The organism is Streptomyces sp. NPDC057682, from assembly GCF_042799575.1.
In the GTDB taxonomy this organism is placed as follows: domain Bacteria; phylum Actinomycetota; class Actinomycetes; order Streptomycetales; family Streptomycetaceae; genus Streptomyces.
In genome coordinates, this window is the sequence record NZ_JBHVIN010000002.1 from 353,896 (window position 1) to 370,719 (window position 16,824).

Here is a 16,824-nt window from a genome sequence, read left to right on the forward strand (position 1 = left end):
CCACGAAGCCTCCGGAACGAGGAGACCCCCGCCGGAGCGGGGGCGTCGTCGAAGTGCCGGGCCGGTAAGGCGAACCGGATCTGCCCACGTCTCCAGCAACGTCCACGTGGCTGCTCGTCGTGATGCCGAACGGACGGGACGTGGCCGGTTCCGGTGGACTGGGTGCGACGAATCAGCCGCGTACGTCTCGCTGCTGCAGTTCCTTGAGGACCGCCGCCACCGTGGCGAAGTCGTCGTCCACGTGGAGCACCGTGTGCCCGTGATGGACCGCTGTCGCGCACACCACGAGGTCGATGGCTCCGGCGGCGCGGTGCTGCGCCCGCTGGGTGAGCTTGTACTGAGCGGTGTCGACCCAGCGCCAGGCGTTCTTGGGGACCGGCGAGAGATGACAGAGATCATCCAGCTCTTCGACCAAGTCGTCCCGATGCGCCGGGCCAGTGGCCGAATAGAGGAACTCCGTCTTCGTGGGTTCACAGACATGGAACACGCCGGCGGCGATGTGGCCTTCCCAGAGCCGCAACGCGCCCGGGGTCCGGAAGAGGTACCACAGGGCGGACGTATCGAGGAGGTACGTGATCACTCGAAGGCTGCCTGCCGTGCACGCTTGGCCGCCGCATGCGCCGCAGCCGCAGCCTCGAACTCGCCCCGCTCACCTCGCGCCGCAAGCTTCTCGGCGGCCTCCAGCCGCTTGACGCGTGCCACATAGTCCCGCAGAGCTCCGTTGACCGTCTCCTTCTTCGTCGACGCACCCATGAGCCGCATCGCCTCGGCCAGAGCGTCGTCATCGAGATCGACCTGGGTCACAGACATACCGACCACCCCTCCACCTCTACAAGTCCACGATGTACATAAACATGATACGTCACCAACATTCGCGGGCGCCGACGCACGGCACAGAGGGAGTGCGGAGGGGGTGCGGAGGGGGTGCTGTCACACCGATGCGGGGCGGGTCGAACGGAGCGCGACACCCCCTCAACGGTCGCGGGGCCGTTCCACGACGGCCCCACGGGGGCGTCGCCACAAAACGCCAGGCCACAGCCATCCAGAGAACATCTTCGGCCTACGAGGGCCCGCGTTCACCACACCCCGGAGGCGATCGCCGCACCCGGAAACATCTCCGGAAAATGCGATACCCCAGGTCAGAACGATTCTGCCTGGGGAAGCTGGGTGGGGCGGGTGGGACTCGAACCCACGGCCGACGGATTATGAGTCCGCTGCTCTAACCGGCTGAGCTACCGCCCCGTTTCGGCGTGGCGCGTACATGTGTGCGCTCCGTCTGCCGCAGCATAGCCGGTCATACGATCTCTCGCTCCGGGTGCCCGGGTACTCGTGACCTTGAAGACGGCGCTGCTCGACGCCCGGTTCCGGGCATACGAAAAAGGACCCCGGAGGGTCCTCTTCCGATCCGCTCCCCCGACTGGACTCGAACCAGTAACCCTCCGGTTAACAGCCGAATGCTCTGCCAATTGAGCTACAGGGGATCGCGCTCCCCCGACTGGACTCGAACCAGTAACCTGCCGGTTAACAGCCGGCTGCTCTGCCAATTGAGCTACAGGGGATTGCTGCGTTGCCTCGAACGTACCTGCCTGGCTGCTGCCGGGCGGCGCGCGTTCGCTGCGACACATACATTAGCGCAAGCAGGGGGGTGCTTTGCCAATCGGTATCGCCCGGGGTGATCTCGGGCGCCCGCGGGTAGGCGGAGCAGCACACGTCGCACGGAGCGAAGACGGAGCGAAGGAAGGGTGGCAGCCATGCGGTACCGGCTCACGTTCATCGCCGGAGTGGCGCTCGGTTACGTGCTCGGCACGCGGGCCGGGCGCGAGCGTTACGAGCAGCTGAAGAAGTCCGCGCGCCAGTTCGCCCAGAACCCGGCCGTGCGCAACACCTGCGAGACGGCGGCCCAGAGCGGTCGCGAGTTCGCGGGGAAGGCGTACCACGCGGTGGGCGAGAAGGTCGGGGAGAAGGTTCCGGCGTCGGTGGCGGACCGGGTGCGGTCGCTGCGCGGGCGGGGCGGGGACCTGGAGGACGACTGGGGGACGACGAACACCTGAGCCGCGGCGCCACGTCTGCCGCACCATCGGTACGGGAAACCGCCGCTGGTGCGGCAGAATTCTGTGCATGGGGATAGTCGCCGGCTTGGACAGTTCATCCGCCTTCACTCACATCGTGGTCTGCGATACGGACACGGGCGCCGTGCTGCGCGAGGGGTACGCCGCGCATCCCGTCGATCCGAAGGCCGCCGAGGTCGACCCGCAGGCCTGGCTGCTCTCCCTCGGTGAGGCCGCCACCGGCGGGCTCCTCGAAGGGGTGCAGGCCATCGGGGTCGCCGCACAGCAGCACGGGCTCGTGCCGCTGGACCACCAGGGCAATCTGGTGCGTCCGGCGCTGCTCGGCAACGACAAGCGCGCCCAGGTGGCCGCCGCGGACCTGGTCGACGGGCTGGGCGGGCGGCAGGCCTGGGCCGAGGCGGTCGGGGCGGTGCCGCAGGCCGCGCAGCCGGTGGCGAAGCTGCGCTGGCTGGCCCGGACCGAGCCGGAGCTGGCGCAGCGGGTCGCCGCGGTGCTCCAGCCCCACGACTGGCTGGTGTGGCAGTTGCTGGGGCGGCCGGCCCGGCGGACCACCGACCGGGGGGCCGCCTCCGGTACGGGGTACTGGTCGGCGCGCGAGGCGGCCTACCGGCCCGATCTGGTGGAGCTGGCGCTGGGGCGGCTGGCGGCGCTCCCCGAGGTGCTCGGCCCGGCCGACGCGGCCGGGACGACGCCCGAGGGGCTGCTGATCTCGGCGGGGACCGGCGAGACGATGGCCGCCGCGTTCGGGCTCGGGGTCGGGGTCGGTGACGCGGTGGTGTCGCTGGGGGCCTCGGGCTCGGTGATGGCCGTGCACCACGAGGCGCTCGCCGATCCGACCGGGATGATCACCTCCTTCGCCGACGCCACCGGTATGCACCTTCCGGTCGTCCACACCTCGAACGCGGTGCGGGCGCTGCGCGGCACGGCCGAGATGCTGGGGCTCGCCGGGCTCGACGAGTTGTCGGAGCTGGCCCTGAAGTCGACGCCCGGCTCCTCGGGGCTGGTGCTCCTGCCGTATCTGGAGGGCGAGCGCACCCCGGATCTGCCGCACACCGCCGGCACGCTGTGCGGGCTGCGGCGCGAGTCCATGAAGCCGGAGCACCTGGCGCGGGCCGCCTTCGAGGGCATGCTCTGTTCGCTGGCCGACGCCCTGGGCGTGCTGCGCGACCGGGGCGTCGAGGTGCGCCGGGTCTTCCTGCTGGGTGCCGCGGCCGAGCTGCCCGCCGTCCGGGCCTTGGCCCCCGCGCTGCTCGGCACGCAGATCGTCGTACCGCAGCCGGCCCAGTACGCGGCGCTGGGTGCGGCCCGGCAGGCGGCCTGGGCGCTGGGCGTCTCGCAGGGCGCGCTGGACGCGCGGACGCCTCCGGTGTGGCGGGAGGCGGCGGCGCAGGTGCTGGAGCCGGGTGACGAGCTGCCGGTGGGGCAGGCGGTGCGCCAGCAGTACGCGGCGACGCGGGACCAGATCCACCCGGGGGCGTTCGACCCGGCGGGCTGAGGGGTGGGGTCCTACGCATGGTGACGTGCGCGGGACCCCCGGTGAGCCTGGCCGCGAAAATTGTGGACCCGGTCCGTATTTTGACCTGGACTTGAATAAAAACGTTCGCTGTCCCGGTGTCCGGTGCTCGAAGATGGGTCGACTCCCGACCTACGCCGACTCCGAGAGACACGCGTGCTCATAAAAATCCTGCGGGCCCATCTCGGTCCGTACCAGAAACCGATCGCGCTGCTGGTCGTCTTCCAGTTGCTGCAGACCTGCGCCACGCTCTATCTGCCGACACTCAACGCCGACATCATCGACAACGGTGTCGTCCAGGGCGACACGGGCTACATCCTGAGCTACGGCGGCGTGATGATCGTCGTCAGCATCGCCCAGGTCGTCTGCAACATCGGAGCCGTCTACATCGGTGCCCGTACGGCGTCGGCGCTCGGCCGTGACATCCGGGCGGGGGTCTTCGACCGGGTGCAGTCCTTCTCGGCCCGCGAGGTCGGCCGGTTCGGGGCCCCTTCGCTGATCACCCGGACCACCAACGACGTCCAGCAGATCCAGATGCTGGCCCTGATGACGTTCACGCTGATGGTGTCGGCGCCGATCATGTGCGTCGGCGGCGTCGTCATGGCGCTCGGCCAGGACGTCCCGCTCTCCGCCGTGCTCCTCGCCGTGGTGCCGGTGCTCGGCATCGCGGTGAGCCTCATCGTGCGGAAGATGCGCCCGCTGTTCCGTCTGATGCAGGAGCGGCTCGACACGGTCAACCGGGTGCTGCGCGAGCAGATCACCGGCAACCGCGTCATCCGCGCCTTCGTCCGCGACGGCTACGAGGAGGAGCGCTTCCGGGGGGCCAACACCGAGCTGACGGACGTGGCGCTGTCCACGGGCCGGCTGATGGCACTGATGTTCCCGACCGTGATGACGGTCGTGAACGTGTCGTCGATCGCCGTCGTCTGGTTCGGCGCGCACCGCATCGAGAGCGGCGGGATGGAGATCGGGGCGCTCACCGCGTTCCTCTCGTACCTCATGCAGATCGTGATGTCGGTGATGATGGCCACCTTCATGTTCATGATGGTGCCGCGCGCCGAGGTCTGCGCCGAGCGCATCCAGGAGGTCCTGGAGACCGAGTCCAGCGTGGTGCCGCCGGTGGACCCGGTGACGGAGCTGCGCGCCCGGGGGCATCTGGAGCTGCGCGGGGCGGACTTCCGCTACCCGGGCGCCGAGGAGCCGGTGCTGCGCTCGATCGACGTCGTCGCGCGGGCCGGTGAGACGACCGCGATCATCGGGTCGACCGGCAGCGGCAAGTCCACGCTGCTCGGACTGGTCCCCCGGCTCTTCGACGTGACGGACGGCCAGGTGCTGGTCGACGGCACGGACGTACGGACCCTGGACCCGGCGCTGCTGGCGAAGACCGTGAGCCTGGTCCCGCAGAAGCCGTACCTCTTCTCCGGGACGGTCGCCACGAACCTGCGGTACGGGAATCCGGACGCCACCGACGAGGAACTGTGGCGCGCGCTGGAGATCGCGCAGGCCAAGGAGTTCGTCGAGGGCCTGGAGCACGGTCTCGACGCCCCGATCGCGCAGGGCGGCACGAACGTCTCCGGCGGACAGCGCCAGCGGCTCTCGATCGCCCGGACGCTGGTGCAGCGGCCGGAGATCTATCTGTTCGACGACTCGTTCTCGGCGCTGGACTACGCCACGGACGCGGCGCTGCGCGCGGCGCTCCAGCGGGAGACGGCGGGGGCGACGGTGGTGATCGTCGCGCAGCGGGTGTCCACCATCCGCGACGCCGACCGGATCGTGGTGCTGGACGAGGGCCGCGTCGTCGGCACCGGCAGCCACCACGAGCTGATGGAAGGCAATGAGACCTACCGGGAGATCGTCCTCTCCCAGCTGACGGAAGCGGAGGCCGCGTAATGGCCGGGCCTGGCGGACGCATGATGGCGGGCGGGGCGCCGACCCAGCGGTCCATGGACTTCAAGGGGTCCTCGAAGCGGCTGCTGAAGCGCTTCGCGGCGGAGAAGTCGACCCTGTATCTGATGCTGGCGGCCGTCGCGGTGAGCGTGGCGCTCTCCGTGGTCGGCCCGAAGATCCTCGGCAGGGCCACCGACCTGGTGTTCGCCGGGATCGTCGGCGGGCGGATGGACCCGGGGGCGACCAAGGAGCAGGCCGTCGAGGGCATCCGCCGGACCAACAGCGGTCTGGCGGACATGCTGTCCTCGGTGGACTTCGTCCCCGGCCAGGGCATGGACTTCGACGCCATCGGCCGGGTGCTGCTGATGGCGCTGGCCGTGTACGTCGGCGCGGGGCTGCTGATGCTGGTGGCGACGCGGCTGTCGATCCGGGTGATCAACCGGGTCGTCTTCCAACTGCGCGAGGACATCCAGACCAAGCTGGCGCGGCTGCCGCTGTCGTACTTCGACCGGCAGAAGCGCGGCGAGGTGCTGAGCCGTGCGACCAACGACATCGACAACATCTCGCAGACGATGCAGCAGACGATGGGCCAGCTCATCAACTCGCTGCTGACCATCGTCGGCGTGCTCGTGATGATGTTCTGGATCTCGCCGCTGCTGGCGCTGGTCGCCCTGGTGACGGTGCCGCTGTCGGTGGTCGTCGCGACGAAGGTCGGCAAGCGCTCGCAGCCGCAGTTCGTCCAGCAGTGGAAGGTGACGGGCAAGCTCAACGCCCACATCGAGGAGATGTACACCGGCCACACCCTGGTGAAGGTCTTCGGGCGCCAGGCGGAGTCCGCGCGGGACTTCGCCGAGCAGAACGAGGCGCTGTACGAGGCCGGGTTCAAGGCGCAGTTCAACAGCGGGATCATGCAGCCGCTGATGATGTTCGTGTCGAACCTGAACTATGTGCTGATCGCCGTGGTCGGCGGGCTGCGGGTCGCCTCCGGCGCGCTGTCGATCGGTGATGTGCAGGCGTTCATCCAGTACTCCCGGCAGTTCTCCATGCCGCTGACCCAGGTGGCCTCGATGGCGAACCTGGTGCAGTCCGGGGTGGCGTCGGCCGAGCGGATCTTCGAGCTGCTGGACGCCGAGGAGCAGAGCCCCGACCCCGCGAAGGCGGACGCCGCCCACCCGGAGGAGCTGCGCGGCCATGTCTCGCTGGAGAAGGTGTCGTTCCGCTACGACCCGGAGAAGCCGCTCATCGAGGACCTGTCGCTGAGCGTCGAGCCGGGCCACACGGTGGCGATCGTCGGCCCGACCGGGGCCGGCAAGACAACGCTGGTCAATCTGCTGATGCGGTTCTACGAGGTGACCGGCGGGCGCATCACGCTCGACGGGGTCGACATCGCGTCGATGTCCCGCGACGACCTGCGGGCCGGGATCGGCATGGTCCTCCAGGACACCTGGCTGTTCGGCGGGACCATCGCGGAGAACATCGCCTACGGGGCGCCGGGCGACGTCGGCCGGGAGCGGATCGAGGAGGCGGCGCGGGCGGCCCACGCCGACCGTTTCGTCCGGACCCTGCCGCTGGGCTACGACACGGTGATCGACGACGAGGGCTCGGGCGTCAGCGCGGGCGAGAAGCAGCTCATCACCATCGCGCGGGCGTTCCTGTCCGACCCGGTGATACTCGTCCTCGACGAGGCGACCAGCTCGGTCGACACCCGGACCGAGGTGCTGATCCAGAAGGCGATGGCGCGGCTCGCGCACGGCCGCACCAGCTTCGTGATCGCCCACCGCCTCTCCACGATCCGGGACGCCGACGTCATCCTGGTGATGGAGAACGGCTCGATCGTCGAGCAGGGAACGCACGACGAGCTGCTGGAGGCGCGGGGGGCCTACGCGCGGCTGTACGCGGCGCAGTTCGCCCAGGCGGTCGTCGAGGTCGAGTAGGGCGTGTGGTCCGGCAGTGGTCCGGGCCTCCTCCGCGGCTGCCGGGGTTCGCGCGTCGGGGACGGCGCGTCAGTCCAGGTAGCCGCGGAGCTGGTCCGCGAAGGCGTGGTCGCGGAGTCTGGAGAGGGTCTTGGACTCGATCTGGCGGATGCGCTCGCGGGTCACGCCGAAGATGCGGCCGATCTCCTCCAGGGTGCGCGGGCGGCCGTCGGCCAGCCCGTAGCGCAGCTGGACGACCTTGCGCTCGCGCTCGCCCAGGGTGGAGAGCACCGCCTCCAGGTGCTCCCGCAGCAGCAGGAAGGCCGCGGACTCCACCGGGGAGGCGGCGTCGCCGTCCTCGATCAGATCGCCCAGGGAGACATCGTCCTCCTCCCCCACCGGTGCGTGCAGGGAGATGGGTTCCTGGGCCAGCCGCAGTACCTCGCCGACGCGTTCCGGGGTGAGGTCGAGCTGGGCGGCGACCTCCTCGGCCGTCGGTTCGCAGCCGTGTTCCTGGAGCATCCGGCGCTGGACGCGGACGACGCGGTTGATGAGTTCGACGACGTGGACGGGGACCCGTATGGTCCGGGCCTGGTCGGCGAGGGCGCGGGACATGGCCTGGCGGATCCACCAGGTGGCGTACGTGGAGAACTTGTAGCCGCGGGCGTAGTCGAACTTCTCGACCGCCCGGATCAGACCGAGATTGCCCTCCTGGACCAGGTCGAGCATGGTCAGCCCGCGTCCGACGTAGCGTTTGGCGACGGAGACGACGAGGCGGAGATTGGCCTCGATGAGGCGGCGCTTGGCCATCCGGCCCATGACGACGAGCCGGTCCAGGTCGACCGCGAGGCGGGTGTCGGGGTCCGGGGTGCGGGCCAGGCGTTCCTCGGCGAAGAGGCCGGCCTCGACACGGCGGGCCAGTTCCACCTCGTCGGCGGCGGTGAGCAGCGGGATGCGGCCGATCTCGCGCAGGTACTGGCGGAACAGGTCGGAGGTGGGTCCGCCGGTGTCCGGGCGGGCGCGGGGCTCCGGCGGTTCGGGGAGCCGGGAGTCCTCCATGGCGGCCTCGGGCGGTTCGGCGGCCTCCTGAGGGCCCGGGTCGGGCGGCTCGGCGGCCTGCGGCGCGGCCGGGTCCGGCCGGGCGGGCGGGACCGGCGGCGGGTCCACCGCGGCCTCGGGGTGACGCGCGGCCCGGTTCTGCGCGGGGACGGCCGGGACATGCCCGGTTTCGGTCACGGTCCGGGTCTGCACGGGGGCGACCTCCAGGTGATCGCTGCCGGCCCGCGGGACGGGGGCCACCGCTCGGTGGGCCGGCCGCGTTCCGATGACTCCTGCACCGCTCCCCAGTGTGGGGTACGACACACAGCCACCACGAGGGGCGTGCGGGCACTTTCTGGGGGCGGGGCGGGCCGTCAGAGCGCGTCGGCGCCGTGGCTGCGCAGCGACTGGGCGTACTGCTGGAGGACCCAGACCTCGTTCTGCGCGGCGGCCAGGTGGTCCGGGGCGACGTTGCTGCCGAGGCGGGCCAGGCTGCCCTGGACGTCGGCGATGCGGCGGTCGACGGCGCGCAGCCGGACCTTGACCAGGTGCTCGCCCGCGTAGGCCTCGTCGATGGACTTGCCGTGGAAGACCTCGACGGCCAGCTCCGTGATCAGCTTGCGGACCGATTCGTTGGGGGTCGCGTCGAGCACCCGGACCAGGTATTCGCGGTTGTCGGCGAGGCCCGTCTCGGCGCCGCCGGCCTCCGCGACGCACTGGCGCACGGAGGCGTAGGGCGGGGCGGTGAACTCGTCGGCCCCGTAGGCGTCGAAGGCGGGCGAGACCAGCTCGGGCTTCTGCAGGGCGAGCTTGAGCAGCTCGCGCTCGGTGCGGTGGGCGGGGCTGCGGAGGTTGAGCGCGGGGCCGGAGTGGGCCACCGGGGCGGGTGCCTCCTGGTGGCGCGGGGTGCCGCGGCCGCCGGACGGGCCGGGGCCGCGCCGGTCGCCGCCGCGGCCCCGGGCCCACTGGGCGAGCTGGTTGACCCGGTGGACCACGTACTCCTGGTCCAGGATGCCGACGAGGCCGGCCAGCTGGACGGCGACCTCGCGCTGCATGCTGCCCGTCTTGATCTTGGCGACGACGGGGGCGGCCTCGTCCAGCGCGGCGGCGCGGCCGGCCGGGGTCTCCAGGTCGTAGCGGGCGACGATCTGGCGCAGGGCGAACTCGAAGAGCGGGGTGCGCGGCTCGACCAGGTCGCGGACGGCGTCGTCGCCCTTGACCAGGCGCAGGTCGCACGGGTCCATGTTGTCCGGGGCGATCGCGATGTAGGTCTCGGCGGCGAACTTCTGGTCGTCCTCGAAGGCGCGCAGGGCGGCCTTCTGGCCGGCCGCGTCCCCGTCGAAGGTGAAGATCACGCGGGCGCTGCCGTTGTCCATGAGGAGCCGGCGCAGGATCTTGATGTGGTCGCCGCCGAAGGCGGTGCCGCAGGTGGCGATGGCGGTGGTGATCCCGGCGAGGTGGCAGGCCATCACGTCGGTGTAGCCCTCGACGACGACGGCCCGGCTGGACTTGGCGATGTCCTTCTTGGCCAGGTCGATGCCGTAGAGCACCTGGGACTTCTTGTAGATCGGGGTCTCGGGGGTGTTGAGGTACTTCGGTCCGTTGTCGTCGTCGCGCAGCTTGCGGGCGCCGAAGCCGACGATGTCGCCGGAGGTGTCGCTGATGGGCCACATCAGGCGGCCGCGGAAGCGGTCGATGGGGCCGCGCCGGCCGTCCTGGGAGAGGCCGGAGGTGATCAGCTCGCGGTCGGTGAAGCCCTTGCCGCGCAGGAAGCGGGTGAGGTGGTCCCAGCCGGCCGGGCTGTAGCCGATGCCGAAATGGGCGGCGGCGGTCTGGTCGAAGCCGCGCTCGGCGAGGAACTTCCGGCCGATCTCGGCCTCGGGGCTCTCCAGCTGCTGCACGTAGAACGCGGCGGCCGCCTTGTGCGCCTCGACCAGGCGGATCCGCTCGCCGCGCTGGTGGGAGGGGTTGTACCCGCCCTCCTCGTACCGCAGGGTGATGCCGGCCTTGGCGGCCAGCCGCTCGACGACCTCGGCGAACGTGAGGTGGTCGATCTTCTGGACGAAGGCGATCGTGTCGCCGCCCTCCTGGCAGCCGAAGCAGTGGAAGAGACCCTTGCTCGGACTGACCTGGAAGGAGGGGGACTTCTCGTCGTGGAAGGGGCACAGCCCCTTGAGGTTGCCCCCGCCCGCGTTGCGCAGCTGGAGGTACTCGGACACGACGGCGTCGATCGGGACCGCGTCCCGCACCGCCTTCACATCGTCGTCATTGATCCTGCCTGCCACGAGTGAAGTCTACGGGTGGGGGCGGACAGTCCGGCCGCGGCCGGGTGCGATCCGGTCCGGGCCCCGCCCCCGCCGGCCGGGGCGCGGGCGGGGCGCGGGACCGGGGCGGGACCGGCTCAGACCAGTGATTCCAGGGGCACCGAGGGGGCGGCCAGGGCGTCCGGGTCGACCGGGTTGCCCGCCCTGATCAGCTGCTGGACCGGCTCGGTGACGTCCCACACGTTCACGTTCATCCCGGCGAGCACCTTGCGGTCCTTCAGCCAGAACGCGATGAACTCGCGCTTTCCGGCGTCGCCCCGGATCACCACCTGGTCGTAGGAGCCGGGCGGGGCCCAGCCGGAGTACTCCAGGCCGAGGTCGTACTGGTCGGAGAAGAAGTACGGCACCCGGTCGTAGGAGACCTCCTGGCCGAGCATGGCGCGGGCCGCCGCCGGGCCGCTGTTCAGCGCGTTGGCCCAGTGCTCGACCCGGAGCCGGGAGCCGAGCAGCGGATGGGCCACGTTGGCGACGTCGCCGGCGGCGTAGATGTGCGGGTCGCTGGTGCGCAGCGAGGCGTCCACGGCGATGCCGCCGCCCTGTTCGCGCGGGGCGACGGCCAGGCCCGCGGCCTCGGCGAGCGCGGCGCGCGGGGCGGCGCCGATCGCGGCGAGGACGTCGTGGGCGGGGTGCTCCTCGCCGTCGTCGGTGCGGACCGCGAGGACCATGCCGTCCTGGCCGACGATCTCGGTGAGCCGGCCGCCGAAGTGGAAGCGGACGCCGTGGTCGCTGTGGAGCTCGGTGAAGATCTGGCCGAGTTCGGGTCCGATGACGCGGTGCAGCGGGGTCGGTTCCGGTTCGACGACGGTGACCTCGGCGCCGTAGCCCCGGGCGGCCGCCGCGACCTCCAGGCCGATCCAGCCGGCCCCGGCGATCACCAGGTGCCCGTTGTCGCGGCCGAGGGCGGCCAGCACGTGGCGCAGCCGGTCGGCGTGGGCGAGGCGGCGCAGATGGTGGACGCCGGCCAGATCCGTGCCGGGGATGTCGAGGCGGCGCGGTTCCGCGCCGGTGGCCAGGAGCAGCTTGTCGTAGCGGACGACGGTGCCGTCGCCCAGCTCCACGGAGCGGGCCTCCCGGTTCAGTGCGGTGACCGGCTGGCCGAGGTGCAGTTCGACCTCGGCCCCCGCGTACCAGCCGGTCTCGTGGACGAAGACGCTGTCGCGGTCCTCCTTCCCGGCGAGGTAGCCCTTGGACAGCGGCGGGCGTTCGTAGGGGTGGTCCCGCTCGTCGCCGATCAGGATGACCCGGCCGCTGAATCCCTCCGCCCGGAGCGTCTCGGCGGCCTTCGCCCCGGCCAGCCCTCCGCCCACGATCACGAACGTCCGATGTGCGTCGACCACTTGATGCCTCCTCGGTGCTTGCTGCGCGGCGCCAACTGCGAGCGTCCCGCACGCAGCGTAAGGGCGAAAGGGGGTGTGGCCCGATCAGGTCACGCCCAGTGGTCGCCGCGGATCCGCCGGCCCCCTTCGCCGGCCGCCGCGCCGCACCTTTCGACGAGAACGCAAAGGTGTCCGGAGGGCGGGCGGAGGGGACCGGGATCCGGTTACCGTGAAGGTCCGGCCGGTGCGCACCTGACTCGCGCGCGCCGGGCGGTGTGTACGTGGAGCGCTCGGGGGACGCATGTTACGTATCCACTTCACCAGCGAGGACCTGACCAGGCTGCGCGTGGCCACGGGTCCCGATCCCATGTGGGAGCTCGTGCTGTCGTTGCACCTGCTCCAGAACCGGCAGGCGGCGCTGGTCTTCGACCCGTGGCGCCGGGAGGTCCGCGCGGGGCTCGCGCGGGCCGGGCTGACGGACACGGTGGCGGACCTGGCCCGGCTCTGCCCGTTCGCCACGTACTTCCCGGACTTCCTGACGCCGGGGCAGGGCGTCACGGAGCTGGAGACCGGGATCGACCGGGTGCTGTCCACCCCGGTGCCCCGGCTGTCCGCCGAGGTGTCCCAGCTGTACGGTCCGGGCCGGATGCCCGCGGGGGCGCGGCGGCTGGCCGGGGGCGACCGCGTGGCACTGGGCCGGCTCGGGGACGCGCTGCGCCGCTACTACGCGGTGGCGGTCGCGCCGTACGCCGCGGAGATCGGGGCGGCGGTGGCCGCCGACCGGCCGGTGCGGGCGCAGGCGGCGCTGGACCGGGGCAGCGACGGGCTGCTCGCGACCTATCAGCCGGATCTGACCTGGCGGGACGAGAACCGGGTGCTGGAGGCGCCGTATCCGGTGGCGAGCGAGAAGTGGCTGGACGGGCGGGCGCTGACGCTGATCCCGGCGTTCTTCTGCGTCCGTCATCCGGTGGCGCTGGCCGATCCGGGGCTGGACCAGGTCCTCGTCCATCCGCTGACCCCGCGGCCGGGCTGGCTGGAGCGGGCCGGGGCGGACCGGGGCGAGCGGGGGGAGGCGGTCCGGCCGGCGGTGGCGCAGTTGGTCGGTCACACCCGGGCGGCGGTGCTGGAGGTGCTGGAGCGGCCGCTGAGCACGACGCAGCTGGGCTCGGTGCTGCGGCTGGCGCTGTCGACGGCGAGCCGGCACGCCTCGGTGCTGCGGGAGGCGGGGCTGGTCGTGTCGGAGCGGTGCGGGCCCTCGGTGGTGCACCGGCGCACGGCGCTGGGCGACGCGCTGATGAACGGGGCGTACCCGGCGCCGCCCGCGCGGGCGTGCTCTGCGCCTGCTGGCGGGGCGCACCGGCGGGAGGCGCGGGCGGCGGTGCCCGCCGGGCGGGTCAGCGGGGGGGTGTGGTGAGGGTGTGGTGCAGGGTGCGGGCCGAGGCGTCGGTGAGCGCGGCGATCTGGTCGACCAGGACGCGCTTGCGGGCCCGGTCGTCCGGGGCGGACTCGTAGAGGGCGCGGAGCTGCGGTTCGAGGCCCTCGGGGGCGCGAGCGGTCAGCGCCGCGGCCAGTTCGGCGATGACGACGCGCTGTTCGGCGCGGATCGTCTCCTGTTCGGCGCGCTGCATCACATAGCGGTCGGCGACCGCCTTGAGAACGGCGCATTCGTTGCGGGTCTCGCGGGGGACGACGAGCGCGGCCCCGTAGCGGGTGAGCCGGCCGCCGCCGTACGTCTGCCGGGTGGCGCTCTCGGCGGCCAGGCAGAAGCGGCCGATGAGCTGGCTGGTGGCGTCCTTCAGCCGGGCCTGGGCGACGGCCGATCCGTCGTAGCCGTGCGGCCACCACTCCTGGTCCATGAGCCGGTCCAGGGCCTCGGCCAGTTCCTCCGGGTCGGTGCCGGCGGGGACGTACCGTCCGACGGCGACGTCCCAGATCGCGCGGCGTTCGGGTTCGGCGTCCAGGCAGTTGGGGTCGATGTGTCCGGCGTGCAGCCCGTCCTCGAAGTCGTGGACGGAGTAGGCGACGTCGTCGGACCAGTCCATGACCTGGGCCTCGAAGCAGGTGCGGCCCTCGGGGGCGCCCTCGCGGAACCAGCGGAAGACGGGCAGGTCGTCCTCGTAGACGCCGAATTTCGGTGAGCCGGGGGCGGTGGGGTGGGCGCCCCGGGGCCAGGGGTACTTGGTCGCGGCGTCGAGCGCGGCGCGGGTGAGGTTGAGGCCGACGCTGACGAGGTCGCCGGTGCGGGTGTCGGGCACGAAACGCTTGGGCTCCAGGCGGGTGAGCAGCCGCAGCGACTGGGCGTTGCCCTCGAAGCCGCCGCAGTCGGAGGCGAAGTCGTTCAGCGCCTGTTCGCCGTTGTGGCCGAAGGGCGGGTGTCCCATGTCGTGGGAGAGGCAGGCGGCCTCGACGAGGTCGGGGTCGCAGCCGAGCGCGGCACCGAGTTCCCGGCCGACCTGGGCGCATTCCAGGGAGTGGGTGAGCCGGGTGCGGGGGCTGGCGTCCCAGACGTGGCTGCGGGTGCCGGGGGCGACGACCTGGGTCTTCCCGGCGAGCCGGCGCAGCGCGGCGGAGTGCAGCACCCGGGCGCGGTCGCGCTGGAACGCGGTGCGGCCGGGCCGCTTGTCCGGCTCGGGGTCCCAGCGCTCGGCGTCGGCCGGGCCGTAGGGCGCGGTGCCGTGGTCCTGTCCGCCGGCCGTGGGGTGCGTGGGCTGGGTGCCGTCCATGGCATCGACAGTAATCCGCGCCTCTGACGAACGGGCCGCGACGGCGGCCGTACGGCTCAGGCGGGGGCCGGGAAGCGGGTGGGCACCGGCACGCCGTGGTCCCGGCCGGGGCCGGCCTCCCGGGGGCCCGGTTCCGTCAGGGCGCGGTCGTAGCGGTGGAGCAGCAGCCGGGCCATCGCCGGATGCGCGCCCAGCGGTTCGGCGGCGATCCAGGGCGCCGCGTCGGCCGCGGCGGAGGCGAAGCGTCCGGGTGCGGTGAAGTACGAGGCGACGGCGATCCGGCGGTGGCCCCGGGCGGCGAGCGCGCGCAGGGCGGCCGGGACGGTGGGGGCGGCGGCGGAGGCGTACGCGGGCACGACGGGCACTGAGCCGAGCCGTTCGGACAGCAGGTGCGCGGTGCGGCGGGTGTCGGCCGCGGACTCGGGGGCGCGGGAGCCGGCGGCGGCCAGCACCACGGCGCTGTTGCGGTTGCCGTCGTCCGAGGTCCGCCAGCCCGCCTCGGTGAGCCGCCCGTGCAGCGCCTCGACCAGCAGCGGATGCGGTCCGAGCGGGGCGGCGCGGCGGGTGCGCACGGCGGGTGCGGCCTCGGCGGCGCGCGGGATGTCGTGCGTGACGTGGTGGCCCCGGCCCAGCAGCAGCGGGACGAGGACGGCGTCGCCGCCCCGGAGCCCGGCCAGGGTGTCGGACAGCAGCGGTGCGTTCAGCTCGATGTGGCCGAGCCGGACGTCGAGTCCGGGGCGCAGTTCCCGTACGCGGTCCAGCAGCCGGGTCACGGTGTGCAGGGCCCGGGGGTCGCGGCTGCCGTGGGCGACGGCGACGAGGGCGGGGGCCCGGGACGGTACGGGGTGCGGCCGGGTGCGGTGGGCGGGGCGCGGGCCCTCCGGCGCGACGCGGCCGAGCCCGGCACCGAGCTCGGCGCCGATGCGCGTGAGCAGGTGCGCCGTGCTGTCGAGGGGCGGGGGCTCCTGGGATGCCGACGGGTTCATGGACCGAGGGTGCCGGGTGCGGGTTGCCGTCGCGTTGCGTGCCGGTCACGGGAGCTTTCGGACCGCCTCACGGGGCGCCCCGGACCACCGTCAGCCAGGAGGGCGCTGCGCCGGGGCGGGGCAGGTCCGGGAAGTCCTGCCGTACGCCCGACGGGGAACCGGTCCGGGTCGTCAGTCCGTGAAGAGGCGTTCGATGACTTCGGCGACGCCGTCCGCCTCGTTGCTGGCGGTGTGGACGGGGACGGCGGCGAGGACCGACGGGTGGGCGTTGGCCATGGCGTAGCCGGTGCCCGCCCAGGTGAGCACGGTGAGGTCGTTGGGCATGTCGCCGAAGGCGATGACCTCGGCGGCGGTGATGCCCCGGGCCGCGCAGAGCAGGTCCAGGGTGCCGGCCTTGGTGACGCCGGGGGCGCTGATCTCCAGGAGCCCGTGGCCGCCCGAGTGGGTCACCTGCACCTCGTCGCCGGTGCCGCTCCGGGCCGCGGCGAGCAGGGTGTCGGCGTCGAGCCGGTCGGACCAGGCGAGCAGTTTCGTGACGGGGGCCTCGGTCAGCCAGAGGTCGGCGAAGGAGGGGACGGGGAGTTCGGCGCCGGCGTCCTCGGACAGCCGCAGCCGGTAGGCGGGTTCGTACAGGACCTGGTTGCCGGTCTCCAGGGCGAAGCCCACCTCGGGCAGTGCGGCGGCGAGCACGTCGGCCACCCGGCGGGCGGTGGGCAGGGGCAGGACGCGGGAGGTGACGACGGTGCGGGTGGCGATGTCGTAGACGAGGGCGCCGTTGCTGCACACGGCCGTGCCGGTGAGGCCGGCGGCCTCGGCGAGCCGGTCGACGAAGCGGGGCGGCCTGGCGGTGACGATGACGATCTCCGTACCGGCCTCCTCCGCCCTGCGCAGGGCGCGCAGCGTGCGGGGCGACACGGTGCCGTCGTTGCGCAGGAGCGTGCCGTCGAGATCTGAGGCGATCAGCCGTGGGAACACCATCGGCCGATGCTACCGGCGGCCGGGTCCGGAGAACCCTTTCGGCCGTCAGTTCGTCCGTCACTGAGGGGTGGTGCGCT

The 16,824-nt window shown here is 72.4% G+C and carries 13 protein-coding genes and 3 tRNA genes; 5 read left to right on the forward strand and 11 right to left on the reverse strand.

Annotated elements, in window-relative coordinates; genetic code table 11:
- Positions 1-172: 172 nt before the first annotated feature.
- The 5 genes from ACFVDM_RS04320 to ACFVDM_RS04340 all read right to left on the reverse strand — a co-directional run bounded on the left by ACFVDM_RS04320 (position 173) and on the right by ACFVDM_RS04340 (position 1,559).
- Complete coding sequence (locus tag ACFVDM_RS04320; protein ID WP_383632970.1) at positions 173-580, reverse strand: PIN domain-containing protein; 408 nt, start codon at positions 578-580, stop codon at positions 173-175.
- On the reverse strand, positions 577-810 hold the full coding sequence (locus ACFVDM_RS04325) for a type II toxin-antitoxin system VapB family antitoxin (RefSeq protein ID WP_383632973.1): 234 nt from the start codon (positions 808-810) through the stop codon (positions 577-579). The genes ACFVDM_RS04320 and ACFVDM_RS04325 overlap by 4 nt, the downstream gene beginning before the upstream one ends.
- Positions 811-1,168: 358 nt before the next feature.
- A tRNA-Ile gene (locus tag ACFVDM_RS04330) sits at positions 1,169-1,242 on the reverse strand.
- A 166-nt stretch (positions 1,243-1,408) separates the two neighbouring features.
- Positions 1,409-1,481: transfer RNA gene (locus tag ACFVDM_RS04335), tRNA-Asn, on the reverse strand.
- A gap of 5 nt (positions 1,482-1,486) precedes the next feature.
- Positions 1,487-1,559: transfer RNA gene (locus ACFVDM_RS04340), tRNA-Asn, on the reverse strand.
- Between the two features lie 192 nt (positions 1,560-1,751).
- On the opposite strand from ACFVDM_RS04340, the gene ACFVDM_RS04345 reads away from it, so the two are divergent.
- The 4 genes from ACFVDM_RS04345 to ACFVDM_RS04360 all read left to right on the forward strand — a co-directional run bounded on the left by ACFVDM_RS04345 (position 1,752) and on the right by ACFVDM_RS04360 (position 7,403).
- Positions 1,752-2,051, forward strand: coding sequence for a YtxH domain-containing protein (locus ACFVDM_RS04345; protein WP_383633538.1), 300 nt, complete (start codon positions 1,752-1,754; stop codon positions 2,049-2,051).
- A gap of 67 nt (positions 2,052-2,118) precedes the next feature.
- Entirely contained in the window at positions 2,119-3,564 is a 1,446-nt protein-coding gene (locus tag ACFVDM_RS04350) for an FGGY family carbohydrate kinase (protein WP_383632976.1), read from the forward strand.
- A gap of 174 nt (positions 3,565-3,738) precedes the next feature.
- A complete protein-coding gene (locus tag ACFVDM_RS04355; protein ID WP_383632979.1) occupies positions 3,739-5,472 on the forward strand; it encodes an ABC transporter ATP-binding protein in 1,734 nt (577 codons plus the stop codon).
- Entirely contained in the window at positions 5,472-7,403 is a 1,932-nt protein-coding gene (locus ACFVDM_RS04360; protein ID WP_383632982.1) for an ABC transporter ATP-binding protein, read from the forward strand. The genes ACFVDM_RS04355 and ACFVDM_RS04360 overlap by 1 nt, the downstream gene beginning before the upstream one ends.
- A gap of 69 nt (positions 7,404-7,472) precedes the next feature.
- On the opposite strand, the gene ACFVDM_RS04365 is transcribed toward ACFVDM_RS04360, so the two are convergent.
- From ACFVDM_RS04365 to ACFVDM_RS04375, 3 genes are all read right to left on the reverse strand, one after another.
- Positions 7,473-8,633, reverse strand: coding sequence for an RNA polymerase sigma factor (locus ACFVDM_RS04365; RefSeq protein ID WP_383632985.1), 1,161 nt, complete (start codon positions 8,631-8,633; stop codon positions 7,473-7,475).
- 161 nt (positions 8,634-8,794) lie between these two features.
- On the reverse strand, positions 8,795-10,705 hold the full coding sequence (gene dnaG / locus ACFVDM_RS04370; protein ID WP_383632988.1) for a DNA primase: 1,911 nt from the start codon (positions 10,703-10,705) through the stop codon (positions 8,795-8,797).
- Positions 10,706-10,821: 116 nt separating this feature from the next.
- The gene (locus ACFVDM_RS04375; RefSeq protein ID WP_383632991.1) at positions 10,822-12,081 is read right to left on the reverse strand and encodes an NAD(P)/FAD-dependent oxidoreductase; all 1,260 of its coding nucleotides are present in this window, start codon (positions 12,079-12,081) and stop codon (positions 10,822-10,824) included.
- Between the two features lie 280 nt (positions 12,082-12,361).
- On the opposite strand from ACFVDM_RS04375, the gene ACFVDM_RS04380 reads away from it, so the two are divergent.
- On the forward strand, positions 12,362-13,474 hold the full coding sequence (locus tag ACFVDM_RS04380) for an ArsR/SmtB family transcription factor (RefSeq protein ID WP_383632994.1): 1,113 nt from the start codon (positions 12,362-12,364) through the stop codon (positions 13,472-13,474).
- Here the strand turns inward: ACFVDM_RS04380 and ACFVDM_RS04385 are convergent.
- The 3 genes from ACFVDM_RS04385 to ACFVDM_RS04395 all read right to left on the reverse strand — a co-directional run bounded on the left by ACFVDM_RS04385 (position 13,455) and on the right by ACFVDM_RS04395 (position 16,732).
- Positions 13,455-14,783 carry a deoxyguanosinetriphosphate triphosphohydrolase gene (locus tag ACFVDM_RS04385; RefSeq protein ID WP_383632997.1) on the reverse strand — a complete coding sequence of 443 codons (1,329 nt, stop codon included), beginning with the start codon at positions 14,781-14,783 and terminating at the stop codon, positions 13,455-13,457. The genes ACFVDM_RS04380 and ACFVDM_RS04385 overlap by 20 nt on opposite strands.
- Before the next feature lie 56 nt (positions 14,784-14,839).
- Positions 14,840-15,769, reverse strand: coding sequence for a sirohydrochlorin chelatase (locus ACFVDM_RS04390; protein ID WP_383633000.1), 930 nt, complete (start codon positions 15,767-15,769; stop codon positions 14,840-14,842).
- Between the two features lie 171 nt (positions 15,770-15,940).
- Positions 15,941-16,732 (reverse strand): Cof-type HAD-IIB family hydrolase, encoded by a 792-nt coding sequence (locus ACFVDM_RS04395; RefSeq protein WP_383633541.1) that lies wholly within the window; start codon positions 16,730-16,732, stop codon positions 15,941-15,943.
- Positions 16,733-16,824: the final 92 nt, after the last annotated feature.